This window comes from Parapedobacter sp. GCM10030251 (genome assembly GCF_042666505.1).
In the GTDB taxonomy this organism is placed as follows: domain Bacteria; phylum Bacteroidota; class Bacteroidia; order Sphingobacteriales; family Sphingobacteriaceae; genus Parapedobacter.
This window is the reverse complement of sequence record NZ_JBHTDN010000002.1, coordinates 807,138-818,343: the sequence shown is the minus strand read 5'-3', so window position 1 is coordinate 818,343 and position 11,206 is coordinate 807,138. Positions and strand designations below refer to the sequence as shown.

14 protein-coding genes are annotated in these 11,206 nt (G+C 51.6%); 1 reads left to right on the top strand and 13 read right to left on the bottom strand.

Translation table 11 applies throughout. From position 1 onward, the window contains the following. Positions 1-56: 56 nt before the first annotated feature. The 7 genes from ACFQRK_RS09145 to ACFQRK_RS09115 all read right to left on the bottom strand — a co-directional run bounded on the left by ACFQRK_RS09145 (position 57) and on the right by ACFQRK_RS09115 (position 5,015). The gene (locus ACFQRK_RS09145; protein WP_379005797.1) at positions 57-374 is read right to left on the bottom strand and encodes a DUF3817 domain-containing protein; all 318 of its coding nucleotides are present in this window, start codon (positions 372-374) and stop codon (positions 57-59) included. A gap of 2 nt (positions 375-376) precedes the next feature. After that, complete coding sequence (locus ACFQRK_RS09140; protein ID WP_379005795.1) at positions 377-841, bottom strand: hypothetical protein; 465 nt, start codon at positions 839-841, stop codon at positions 377-379. A 76-nt stretch (positions 842-917) separates the two neighbouring features. After that, entirely contained in the window at positions 918-1,508 is a 591-nt protein-coding gene (locus ACFQRK_RS09135) for a TetR/AcrR family transcriptional regulator (protein ID WP_379005794.1), read from the bottom strand. A gap of 38 nt (positions 1,509-1,546) precedes the next feature. Beyond that, on the bottom strand, positions 1,547-2,062 hold the full coding sequence (locus ACFQRK_RS09130; protein ID WP_379005792.1) for a DUF4199 domain-containing protein: 516 nt from the start codon (positions 2,060-2,062) through the stop codon (positions 1,547-1,549). A 115-nt stretch (positions 2,063-2,177) separates the two neighbouring features. Continuing rightward, a complete protein-coding gene (locus tag ACFQRK_RS09125; protein WP_379005790.1) occupies positions 2,178-2,648 on the bottom strand; it encodes a response regulator transcription factor in 471 nt (156 codons plus the stop codon). Between the two features lie 100 nt (positions 2,649-2,748). Then, complete coding sequence (locus tag ACFQRK_RS09120; protein WP_379005788.1) at positions 2,749-4,182, bottom strand: RtcB family protein; 1,434 nt, start codon at positions 4,180-4,182, stop codon at positions 2,749-2,751. A gap of 188 nt (positions 4,183-4,370) precedes the next feature. Beyond that, positions 4,371-5,015, bottom strand: coding sequence for a DUF488 family protein (locus ACFQRK_RS09115; protein ID WP_379005786.1), 645 nt, complete (start codon positions 5,013-5,015; stop codon positions 4,371-4,373). Between ACFQRK_RS09115 and ACFQRK_RS09110 the strand changes: the two genes are divergently transcribed. Beyond that, positions 5,014-5,610: an N-acetylmuramoyl-L-alanine amidase gene (locus tag ACFQRK_RS09110; RefSeq protein ID WP_379005785.1), complete on the top strand. Its 597-nt coding sequence runs from the start codon at positions 5,014-5,016 to the stop codon at positions 5,608-5,610. The two genes, ACFQRK_RS09115 and ACFQRK_RS09110, sit on opposite strands and share 2 nt — an antisense overlap. Here ACFQRK_RS09110 and ACFQRK_RS09105 read toward each other — a convergent pair. The 6 genes from ACFQRK_RS09105 to ACFQRK_RS09080 all read right to left on the bottom strand — a co-directional run bounded on the left by ACFQRK_RS09105 (position 5,571) and on the right by ACFQRK_RS09080 (position 11,169). Further along, positions 5,571-6,815: an RNA polymerase sigma factor gene (locus ACFQRK_RS09105; RefSeq protein WP_379005783.1), complete on the bottom strand. Its 1,245-nt coding sequence runs from the start codon at positions 6,813-6,815 to the stop codon at positions 5,571-5,573. The two genes, ACFQRK_RS09110 and ACFQRK_RS09105, sit on opposite strands and share 40 nt — an antisense overlap. Positions 6,816-6,861: 46 nt before the next feature. Beyond that, entirely contained in the window at positions 6,862-7,203 is a 342-nt protein-coding gene (locus ACFQRK_RS09100) for a YciI family protein (RefSeq protein WP_379005781.1), read from the bottom strand. 98 nt (positions 7,204-7,301) lie between these two features. After that, positions 7,302-7,754, bottom strand: coding sequence for a hypothetical protein (locus ACFQRK_RS09095; RefSeq protein WP_379005779.1), 453 nt, complete (start codon positions 7,752-7,754; stop codon positions 7,302-7,304). 18 nt (positions 7,755-7,772) lie between these two features. After that, positions 7,773-8,279: an ankyrin repeat domain-containing protein gene (locus ACFQRK_RS09090; RefSeq protein ID WP_379005778.1), complete on the bottom strand. Its 507-nt coding sequence runs from the start codon at positions 8,277-8,279 to the stop codon at positions 7,773-7,775. Between the two features lie 12 nt (positions 8,280-8,291). Then, entirely contained in the window at positions 8,292-9,929 is a 1,638-nt protein-coding gene (locus ACFQRK_RS09085) for a catalase (RefSeq protein ID WP_379005776.1), read from the bottom strand. 439 nt (positions 9,930-10,368) lie between these two features. Beyond that, entirely contained in the window at positions 10,369-11,169 is an 801-nt protein-coding gene (locus ACFQRK_RS09080; protein WP_379005775.1) for an endonuclease/exonuclease/phosphatase family protein, read from the bottom strand. Positions 11,170-11,206 lie beyond the last annotated feature (37 nt).

Here is an 11,206-nt window from a genome sequence, read left to right as displayed (position 1 = left end):
TTGATCGGCTATCAGTCGAAGCAACGCATTGATGCCAGGTCTCTCTTAGCGTGCCGCTAGGTAGCCCGCGATTGCAGCTTTCGTAGCAATGCGTAATCCAGGTAGAGCGTCCCAAAGGGGATGATGCAGGCCAAGAGCACCTTCCATGTCGTTTCCCGGAATTTCCATCGTTGATCCACGCCAACGCGCAGTGCACTGAATACAAAAAGCAGAAATAAAGCCCCGTGGATTGGTCCCATGGCACTGACCAGCGACGGGAGGCCAAAACCGTATTTCAGCGGCACGGCAACAAAAACGAGGATAAGCAGGGATACGCCCTCTAAGAAGGCGCAGAGCCTTAGGCGTCCGATGGTGGTGGTGAGCAGCGTTTTCATGATTAAAATGTTCGAAGATAGGGCCTTCCGGATAGCGGGGAGAATGGCCAGGGGATAGCGATGAATATAAGAATTAGCGCGATGGAGAACCAGATCAGCATGGTCCGGAATTTTTCCCGGTCGGTTGTTTTCCGTTTCGCCATGGCCGAACCGATAGTCAACAATACGATGGCCGCCAGCATCAAAAGGAGGTGGATAACGCCGTAAAAAGTCAAGTTCAGCTCATAAAATGCCGTTTTTGGGTGATGCCAAAAAGACGCCACGAGCGGGCTTTGCGTGTAAAGCAATATGCCGATCATCAACTGAATGTGGGCCACCGTTGCAGTCCAATGCCGGAAGGCATTGTCAGCCTCAGCGAATGGTCGGTTGCTGATCAAACCAACTGCCGCACGGCAGATGGAATACAAGAGGCAGGCTACGACCAGCCAGCGAAAGAGGGAATGAAGTACCAATAGGGTAGGATACATAACTTCGACGACTTACTGTTTGCTGCGCCAAAGGTAATGCAAAAACATACTAGTTGGTATGTTTTTGCAGGAAAAATTAAGCTAGGTTGTTTAAGTAGTTTTTAAGTTCCTTTAAATAAGGTAAATAAATAGATTTGCTGTTTTCCAGTTTCCCGAAATTCCGTATGCCCCAATAGCCAGACATCACGAATAAGGTGACTTGCTTGGCGCTCACGTCTTTCCGGATAAGCCCCTTTTCCTTGCCGCGTTCAATCGCCGCTACCATCGCGGTTTCCCATTCCTGGGTGATCTCGTCTAGCACCTGCCGGAAATCCGAGTTCCAAGGCGTCATCTCGTGGGTAAAATTAGCTGCCGGGCAGCCGTATTCCACTTTCAGGAATTCATTTTCCATCAAAAGCCTGTGCATGAGGTCGAAAATGGCATCTAAGGGATTTGCTGGGTGCTGCAACGGTTGGATAAAGCTGTTGGCAAGTGCCGGTTTCAGGATTTCCTGCAGGATGGCGAGCCCCATTTCATCTTTGTTTTTGAAGTGGTAATAGAACGCTCCTTTGGTCACTTTCGTGGTCGCGATGATGTCATCGATGCTTGTTGTCTGGTAACCCTTGACGTAAATCAGTTCGAAAGCTTTCGTTAAAATCATCAATCGGGTCGCTGCCGCCTTCTTCATAAAAGATACCATTCGGTCTGTTCGCAAAGAAACGAAAATTAAGCCAGACTTCCCTTCAGCTTCCTTTTCAAGAGCAATGCACTTACAAGGGCAACCACCAGTCCAATGGGCAAGACCTCCGAATAGGTGATGAGGATCACGAAAAGTGGATTTTTATACATTTCCTTGAAGTTGGCCATCTGGACACTCTTGGCCTGCACGTCTTCCGGCGCACAGGTGGTGAGTACATGGTCGGTGTAGACATCGATAAAATCGGGCACGAACAAGTAGTAGTAGAACAACCAGACCACGACGTATAGCGTCGAGCCGACCAAAGCAATCAAGCTTCCCATTTTGAAGGCCTTTCCAAATGAGATGTGACCTCCGAGTTGTTTGTCACGGTGATTTTTGACACCGAAGAATATAAGCGAAAACAAAATAATCATCGCTGTATACCCAACGACGTCGTTTCCTTTGAAGTCGGTGTCGCTGTACATCATATTGACCATGATGACCATGTTGGCACACAGGATGACCCCGATGATTAATCCGAATAGCAGTACGTTCCTTTTCATTGTATTTTCAATTGATTTCGATGGTAAATATAGGGGCGGTAAGCGAGGTGCCGTTCATACTTTAGGATGAAATTGCAAATGGATAACGGAAAATCGTACTTAAGGACGAGTGTAACTAGGGGATGATATGCAGTTCTTTGGCTTTCCCAATGGCCCGGGTCCTGCTTTTCACGTCCAGTTTATGGAAAAGGTTTGAGACATGTGTTTTTACGGTGCTCAGCGAAACGAACAATTCGGCGGCCACCTCCGCATTGCTGCGCCCATCAGCCAAGAGCTGCAGCACTTCATACTCGCGCTTGCTGATACCTAGTTCCTTGATGGTATCTTCATTGATGGAGAAGGCGTCCGCAGCCGGAACGGGAATTTTCCGCTCAATGGTAACGATTTTCGGCTTGATTAGCTGGTTGGCGACCCATATGCCAAGCACCAGGAAAAGGACGGCGATGATACCGACGTAGATGTCAATGGCATGGTCGATGATTAAGAAATTCCACTGTATCCATTTCAAGAAAAACACGAGCACGGCCAACATCAACCCGTATAACAGGATACGTTTGTAGCTTATGTCCAGCTTCAGGGATTTCATACGCAATGTTTATTTTTTGCCGAGGCCATGCCACGGCGACGGGTTAAAGATAACTATTTTATGCTAACCCGCTGCCGCCTGCTATTGGGGACAATTATTTTCAATCTTCCCGGCTGCCGTCGTCGGCCATACGCACCAGGCGGGGCGTGAAGGTGGCCAGTACGTCTACCAGATCGGCCTGTGCGGCCATCACGGTGTGGATATCCTTATAGGCCATGGGCGCTTCATCCAGCCCGGCACCTACCAGCGTAACGCCGTACTGCTTCAACTGCGTCCGCATATCCGCACGGCTGATCGTCTTGATGGCCTGCGAGCGGCTCATCTGTCGCCCCGCCCCGTGGGAGGCGGAGTTGATCGATGCCGCCTCGCCTTTTCCCCGTACGAGGAAGCCCGGCGCGGTCATGGAGCCGGGAATGATGCCCAACACGCCCTCGCCGGCAGGGGTAGCGCCCTTGCGGTGCACGATAACCTCCTGTCCGTTCCATGCTTCTTTCCAGGCAAAGTTATGGTGGTTTTCTACGCTGGCCAGCACTTCCGCGCCCAGTGCTGCTGCTAACTTGCGGTGAATGATCTCGTGGTTGGCCGAGGCATAATCGCCGGCCAATGTCATCGCTTGCCAGTATTCCTGCCCGGTTTCGGTATCGAGGCCGAGGTATGCCAGATTTTGAGCTTCATGAGGCAGGCGGCATAGCTCCTTAGCCAGCTTGGTATAATGGCCGGCGATGGTGGCACCCAAACCCCGTGAGCCGGAGTGCGACAGGAGGGCCAGGTACTTACCGGCGGGTACGCCCAACGCCTCGTCTACCTTAACGAATTCGATGATGCCGAATTCCACAAAGTGGTTGCCGCCACCGGACGTGCCTAATTGCGCCCAGGCTTTATCTTTCAGATTGGCTACAAAGGGATTCATCCCGAAAGCCGCGTCGGTGAGCACGGTATGGTCTGCTCGCTCGTGGGGCTTGAAGCCGTGCCCGGCGCCGAAGCGGGTTTGCGCAATGAGCTCCCGCTTGAATTGCGCTTGGTTCGCCTCGAAAAACGCCTCGGGAATATCGTAGATCGACAAGGCCATGCGGCAGCCGATATCCACGCCCACGCCATAGGGGATGACGGCATTGTTGACCGCCAGTACACCGCCGATGGGCAGGCCGTATCCTTGGTGCGCATCGGGCATCAGCGCGCCGGCTACCGTGACCGGCAGTTGCATGGCCACGTCCATTTGCGTGCGCGCGCCGGCTTCGATGTGTGATTTGCCATAGATCGCATAATCGGCTCCGGCATCCCGCAGGGGAATGTAGGCTTCTTCGGAAATGCTGGCTTCCTCGATGAGGGCCTTGGCCAGCTTGCCGTATACGGCATCGGTTGCAAATGCGTCGGGCTCGGCCAATACGTTGGCAAGTTGCGCAAGCAGCAGTTCCTTGCCGAGATGCTCGTGCTTGTTGGCAGTGCGCAGGGCTACACCGAAGGCACGGCCGGGCGTGTATCCCAAAGCTATCAGTTCTTCGCTATTGATGAGGTGATTTGTTGGTGTATTCATTTTCGTCAACAGTTAAAACCTTGCCGAAAGGTTCTACTCTCGGCAAGATACGTGATTTTAGTTATTTGGAGAACAGTTCCTTCAATTGTCCGACGATGTTGCCGCCACCGGAGAGGGCATTGTACGAACCTCAACCAGTGTTGCCCTAGTTTCGTAGTCACCTTTTTGTCAGCGCCGATGAGGGGTTTTTATCGGTGTTGCAAATCTTCGTCTGAATAGAAAACGCGACTGCCTTCGATCCTGGCAGGCGACGTATACGGGTGTTCCTGGTATTTGTTCGGCCCCATAATATGCAGCACCGTCCAGCCCCTGGCTTTAAGGTAGTCAGATACCATAGCGCGATGGCAGCGCCACCAAACGGCTTCGGCGCACATGTATGCGGTTGGATGTTGCAAAGCGAGCCGTTCAAGTTGGGCGGCCGCCTGTTCAAAGGCTTCGGTTTCCATATAGTCCGCATAACCCCTGAACGAGTCATTGCGCCAACGGTTGTTTGGCGTGTCTTTCTTTGCTTTCCTCCTGCCACCCAGTCCGCTTAGATGCACATAATCGATGCCGCTTTCGGCCAGGGAATGCGCGAGATTCGCCTGATCAAACTGCGGGAACTTACGCGAGCTCGGAAGCCTTCGGATATCCACGACGTTTTTGATGGAAAAGGATTGCAGCATCGCCATAAATTCGTCCAGCAGATGATCGGAATGTCCGACGGTATAAATCACTTGTTTATCGGATGGCTTCACAAATGAGTTAACCGATAATAAGCCAGATTGTTCGGTACACGTTTGGAGCTTGGCCTGATATTGGTTACCTTGGGCCACCAAAGTAACTTGCCCCATGAAAAATAGCGTTGCCTTGTTTTTGATGCTCGCCGTAGCGATCTGGGCCAACGGCCAGCCTACCGACCGGCGAGACACGGTGCCGATTGTACCCCGGAGCAGTTGGGAGGCCCAGCCCGCGAAGCCGTTTAAACAGCATGTACCGGTGCAGATTACGGTTCATCACGAAGGGGGAAAGCGGTTGATGTCCTCGGCTGATGCCAGGCAGCGGCTGAACAATATCCAGCGCTGGTGCATGGGGCCCGACCGCAATTGGGCTGATATACCTTACCACCTCTTGATTGCTGCCGATGGGACGGTATACGAAGGGCGCAATCCGCTGACCGTGGGAGAAACGAACACCGAATACGACCCCACGGGGCACCTGCTCATCTGCTTTCTGGGGAATTACAACGAGCAACAGCTGGACGAGAAGCTCCTGCAGGTACTGATCGACCTGTTGGTTGATTCGTGCATAAAATATGGGATATCACCCACGGCTATCTCCACCCACCGCGACCATAGCCAGCAAACAGCCTGCCCGGGGGAGGATATCTATGCGTACTTCAAAAGTGGCTATGTGGTCGATGAAGTGAAGGAGCGGATGGACAATTGATGGCGTATCATTTCCTTTTCGGTGTCTGTCTTGCAAAGGTGAAGCGCCCTTGTCAAAAACTCGGTGGTTTTAGTTGCGTCAACGGGTTTATAAAGCTCCGCTAACAGGATATGATAGAAATGATTGGTATGCAGGCCGAGCTTCTCGGCCTCTGGTATGGCAGCCCGGTTTCCATGCACCTTTGAAAATGCCCATATTCGGTTTAACGCTACAACCGGAGCGGGTTTTACCAGTAACAAAGCATCATACAACTTCAATATGCAGGTCCACTTATCGGGGTGGGTGTTGTCAACGGTATGCCAATAAGCGATGCTTGCTTCGATGTAATACGGTGACGAGATATCCCATTGGGATGCCTGCTGCAAATAATAGAATCCTTTTTCGATGAATTCCGTATCCCAGCGGGCGCGGTCTTGATCGTTATATAAAACGATATCGCCATTTCCCGAACGTCTCGCGTCTAACCGGGAGGCGTGAAAGCACATCAACGACATCAACGAATTGGTTGTGTGGTTGTTTGTAAGCCGGTTATCTAATAATAAATAGGCCAAGTTGAAAGCCTCAACGCAAAGTTCTTTTCGAATAATGGAATTGTTGCTTTCCGAATAATAGCCCTCACTGAACAACAGGTAGATCGTTTGGACCACACTGTCGAGTCGTTTGTGGATTTCATGTTCATCGGGCATTTCGAGCTTGATCTTGGCGGCATAGAGTTTTTCTTTTGCCCGCTGCAAGCGCTTATGGATGGTTTCTTTGTTGGATAGAAAAGCGTCTGCTATTTCACCTAATCCTAAACCGCAAAGTATGCGCAACGCCAGGCAAATTTGGGCTTCCGTTGAAATGGCCGGATGACACAGCGCAAAAAGCATTTGAAGTTGGCTGTCCGATATGTTTTTATCCGAAAAGTCGATCGAGGTTTCGTCAAATCGATGGGGATCGGCTAATCGCTCGCTTACGATTTTGTGGAGTGTATGATTTCGTGACAGATGGTTTTTCATTTTGTTTTTCGCTACGGTATAAAGCCAGGCGGTGGGGTTGGGAGGGACCCCTTTGTATGGCCAGTTATCCAGTGCTGATAGAAACGTTTCGCTGACCACATCTTCGGCGGTTTCCAGGTATGCTAAACCGAAGGTTTTGCTGAGAACAGCCACCATTTTACTGTATTCGGTTTTGAACAGGTGCGGAATGATATCGGTCTTATCCATGTCATTAACGAGTAAGCTCCCGGTATCCAGGAGCTTACTTTGGCTTTTAATGGGTTACGATTTGACGGACTTCTACGGTATTGCCTTCGCCTTGCAGAATAGGCGCGCCTTTGGCAAATTCAGCGGCTTCGTCTGCCGATTCCGCTTTGACCACAATGTAGCCGCCGAGCGTTTCTTTGATGTCGCCAAAGGGGCCATTGGTTACGAATTTTTGGTGATTGACGACTTTGGCATCGTCAAATAACAGCCCGGTACCGCTCACAAATTTGTTTTTTGAAGCAATGCTATCCACCCACTCCATTTGTTGTTTCATCCAGTGCTGCATTTGCTCGGGTGAAACTTTTCGGTTCATGTTCTCGTGCCTGAAAAGAAGAATGTACTCTTTCATTTTGTTTGATGTTAAATGGTTACGTATTGTTTGAACTACACCCCAATAACAATCCGCTTCCATCGAAAGGGACACTCAAACATAAGATTTTTTATGGTTCACCGCTGTTTTAGGTGCTTGTTTAATGCAAGGTATGCCGCAGCGGTAGCCAAGCCACCTAGCGTGTAGTATAACACCGTCATCACCTTGGTTCGGGTGCTTCGGTTTACGGGGGTATCATCCAAGCCCAAAGGCTCGGTGGCGGTAAGCGCGCCCACACCGGCCACAATGCCAAATAGCAAACCTTTGGCCCAGGTCTCCGGCTTCGATTTGCCTGCGACCATCCGGTAGTATGCCGTATTGGCTATCAAATCGCCGGCCATCGCCATCGCATAGCGCTTTTTTCCTGCCGGTGGCTTTTCACCCACCTTCTTGTATACATTGGCGATGGCTTCCTCGCCGATCTTGTTAATTTCGGGTGCTTTTTCCACCCGATTTCTGGCAAGTTCGTGAACAATATTCAGTACAAGTGAGCCTGTTAGTGGGGGGAGGACGCTTTTCAGCATATTCATGACGTATTGATTTAAATTTTATTGCATTCTGTCTTGTGGTTCGCCTGCCAGAAGCTCAACGGCCTCTCGGTTGCCTTGTTGGATGGCCAGATCGAGCGCTGTTAGCCCTCGGGCCTCGCACACCGTTTTGTCGGCACCGTGTTGCAACATAAGCTTAGCGAGCTCGTTGCGGCCGAATAGGGCCGCAAACATCAGCGCTGTGCCTCCATTGCCGTGCTGGAGGTTGACATCGCCCCCGCGGCGAATCAGTAGCTCAGCAATTTGAGGATAGCCTTTAAAGCATACGCCCATCAGCGCCGTATTGCCGCCATAATCCTGGGCATTCACATCGGCGCCGGCTTGCAGTAGCGCTTCGGTGGCCTCCAAGTGGCCATTGTAGGCGGCGATGATCAATGGTGTATAGCCGCGCGGATCTCGCTCATCAACAAGGTGTTGGAACTGATGGGCATGCGCTTGGATAAATGCCGCGTCGCCAGTACGGGCCGCATCGAATAGTTTAGTAACCAATAGCGTATCGGGTGTCATAGGAAACTCGGGTTAATAGGGATCTGCCTCCCTGCCTTTTTCTTCTGCTTGCTTGACCGCCTTGTCGGCGTCGGCGGAAGCTCCCTTCATGTTTTCCGCCATCGAACTCGCCTGTTGGATGCCTTCCTTGACCCGCTGACCGTATTCTTCATCGCAGGCAAAAAACATTTCGACCATTTTGTCCTGAATGTGTGAAGGGCATCTCGATAAGGCGCCCGAGAGGTTGAAAATCAGTTCTTCCCTTTCCCATTCCTCAAAGCCACGATACGTCTCACCGGCCTGTTTGAAGTTGTTCTGACGGTCTATTTTTTCCCGCACCAAAGCGGCGTTGTAGTGCGGTGTATGGTCTTTACCGGGCCGTGGGGCCTCCCGAAGGCCTCCTAAGGTGGATGGCTCATAATTGACATGCGGGTTCATGCCGTCTACAATATCCTGATGGTAAGCCATCTGACCGTCGCGCTGGTTGGTGGCTACATGCTTGCGCGGCGCGTTGATGGGAAGTTGCAGGTAATTGGTGCCTACGCGGTAGCGTTGGGTATCAGAATACGAGAACGTCCGCCCTTGCAGCATCTTGTCGTCCGAGAAATCCAGCCCGTCTACCAATACGCCGGTACCGAAGGCCGACTGCTCCACCTCGGCGAAGTAGTTGACGGGATTCCGGTTCAAAGTCATGCGGCCGACCGGGAGCCAGGGGAATTGGTCTTTGGGCCATATCTTGGTGTCATCCAGCGGATCGAAGTCAAGCTCGGGGTGGTCGTCGTCACTCAGCAGCTGCACGTAGAGCTCCCACTGCGGGTAATCGCCGCGCTCGATGGCCTCATACAGATCCTGCGTGGCGTGGTTGAAATTGTTGCCTTGTATCTCCTGCGCTGCCTTTGTGGTGAGGTTCTTGATGCCTTGGAGTGGCTCCCAATGGTATTTGACCAGCATGGCCTCACCGGCTTCGTTAACCCACTTGTAGGTATTTACACCTGATCCCTGCATCTGACGGTAATTGGCCGGAATGCCCCACGGCGAAAACAGAAAGGTGATCATATGCAAGGCTTCAGGCGTATTGCTGATGAAGTCAAACTGCCGCACGGGATCCTGACGGTTTGTCACCGGGTCGGGTTTGAACGCATGGATGAAGTCTGGGAACTTCAGCGCGTCGCGGATAAAAAAAATCTTGAGGTTATTGCCCACGAGATCCCAGTTGCCGTCTTCGGTATACATTTTTACCGCAAATCCGCGTGGGTCGCGGAGCGTTTCGGGCGAGTGACCCCCATGGATCACGGTGGAGAAGCGGACAAACAGCGGTGTAATCTTCCCTTTTTCTTGAAAGAGCTTAGCGCGCGTATAACGGGCGATGGGCTCGTCGCCGACCATCCCATAAGCCTCGAAGATGCCATGTGCGCCGGCGCCTCGCGCATGTACGACGCGCTCGGGTACACGCTCTCGATCGAAATGGGACATCTTTTCCAGAAACTGGTAGTTTTCCAGCGTGGCAGGACCCCGGTTGCCCACGGTCCGCAAACTCTGATTGTCGTAAATGGGATGACCTTGGCGGGTGGTGAGGATGTTTGATGTTTCTTGCCCAGTACTTCGCAGGGTTGATTGCTTGGCTTCAGCGCTTTCATTCGAGGTGGCGTTGGGTCGGTTATCGTGCTCCATGATCTGTCGAATTAATCGGTTACATTCTTAGGAGCTCGTTCGCTAACAGCCCCTGTGGTATAACAACCCCATGGGAGAATTGTTGCTTGTTTTTAAAATTTGCCACCTAACCAAAGTAAAATCAGGCTCAGCGGTATCTGGCAGCAGATCACATCCTATCAACAACGGAGGATTTCCAGTGGGCCACTGCTCATGGCGTTATGGACACCTTATCCTTGTTGTATGCCACACGTGGTGCGTTTTTTTAACGGCTAAAACGGGGTGAAGGCTCCCGTTTGTATGTCTGCCAGCCAGACGTGGTTTCCGGAAGGTCAAGGGCAGTTTTGGATAGTATGGCCTCCGGGTGACTGCCGCCGATGCAGAGGCATAAAGCGGCGAAGGTGACTAAGAAAAACGGGACACCCGGAGCAACAGGTGTCCCGTTAGTATCAACAGGGGATTACTCGCCTATCCGCAGCTTGGCCCATACGGGCTTATGGTCTGACAGGGGGTGTTCCATTTCAATGATGCCGCCATCGATTGGCCGCATTAAACTGGGTTTGTAAAGGATGTGGTCGATCACGCGGCCATTACCATCGCCTTTCGGGACGAATTTGACCATCGTGCCCAGGTTGGTTACGTCGATGTGCAAAGCCGGCCAAGCCGATGCATACCCTGCATGCCGGTGCATGTCGTAGTACGGACTGGCTTTCTCTGGCTGGGAAAGGATAAAGTTAAAATCGCCCATGACCAGGGGGATAGCCGGTCCCGATTCGTTTTCACGCAGGTAATTTACGAAGGCTGATATTTTTCCCGTCGTTTCGTCAATGTGTGCCTGGTCTCTCCAGCCGAAGGGGAAATGGATCGAATAGATGGAAAACACGGTTTCACCGATGCGGGTAAACGCCTTGGTGGCGGTGTGGAAGGTATCGGCCATGAGCACCTCCTCATAACCATACAAAGGCGTCTTGCAAACGATCACCTTATATTTGTCCTTATGGCCCGCGGTAGAATAGCGCCCGGTCACATAGTATTCCATTCCAAGTGAGTTGGCGACATCAGCTGCCCAGGTACCTCCGGGAGCTTCTGAAAAGCAGATAATGTCAAAGTCATACGGCATTAGTGCGGCGCCGATTTCCCGGGCGGTTCCCTTGTCGCTAAACTCTACGTTGTAAGCGGCTACGTTAATTTCGGCAGGGGTTTGCGCTGCAACGACCGTAAACAGCAAAAGCAACATGGTAAATAAACTGGTAATTTTCATTGTTATCGTTTTTTTTAATTACGCTAAGTATGTGAAT

Bases quoted from the DNA above. Each gene is read 5' to 3' on its own strand.
- ACFQRK_RS09145 (WP_379005797.1), bottom strand. From the start codon at position 374: ATGAAAACGCTGCTCACCACCACCATCGGACGCCTAAGGCTCTGCGCC.
- ACFQRK_RS09140 (WP_379005795.1), bottom strand. From the start codon at position 841: ATGTATCCTACCCTATTGGTACTTCATTCCCTCTTTCGCTGGCTGGTC.
- ACFQRK_RS09135 (WP_379005794.1), bottom strand. From the start codon at position 1,508: ATGAAGAAGGCGGCAGCGACCCGATTGATGATTTTAACGAAAGCTTTC.
- ACFQRK_RS09130 (WP_379005792.1), bottom strand. From the start codon at position 2,062: ATGAAAAGGAACGTACTGCTATTCGGATTAATCATCGGGGTCATCCTG.
- ACFQRK_RS09125 (WP_379005790.1), bottom strand. From the start codon at position 2,648: ATGAAATCCCTGAAGCTGGACATAAGCTACAAACGTATCCTGTTATAC.
- ACFQRK_RS09120 (WP_379005788.1), bottom strand. From the start codon at position 4,182: ATGAATACACCAACAAATCACCTCATCAATAGCGAAGAACTGATAGCT.
- ACFQRK_RS09110 (WP_379005785.1), top strand. From the start codon at position 5,014: ATGAAAAATAGCGTTGCCTTGTTTTTGATGCTCGCCGTAGCGATCTGG.
- ACFQRK_RS09115 (WP_379005786.1), bottom strand. From the start codon at position 5,015: ATGGGGCAAGTTACTTTGGTGGCCCAAGGTAACCAATATCAGGCCAAG.
- ACFQRK_RS09105 (WP_379005783.1), bottom strand. From the start codon at position 6,815: ATGGATAAGACCGATATCATTCCGCACCTGTTCAAAACCGAATACAGT.
- ACFQRK_RS09100 (WP_379005781.1), bottom strand. From the start codon at position 7,203: ATGAAAGAGTACATTCTTCTTTTCAGGCACGAGAACATGAACCGAAAA.
- ACFQRK_RS09095 (WP_379005779.1), bottom strand. From the start codon at position 7,754: ATGAATATGCTGAAAAGCGTCCTCCCCCCACTAACAGGCTCACTTGTA.
- ACFQRK_RS09090 (WP_379005778.1), bottom strand. From the start codon at position 8,279: ATGACACCCGATACGCTATTGGTTACTAAACTATTCGATGCGGCCCGT.
- ACFQRK_RS09085 (WP_379005776.1), bottom strand. From the start codon at position 9,929: ATGGAGCACGATAACCGACCCAACGCCACCTCGAATGAAAGCGCTGAA.
- ACFQRK_RS09080 (WP_379005775.1), bottom strand. From the start codon at position 11,169: ATGAAAATTACCAGTTTATTTACCATGTTGCTTTTGCTGTTTACGGTC.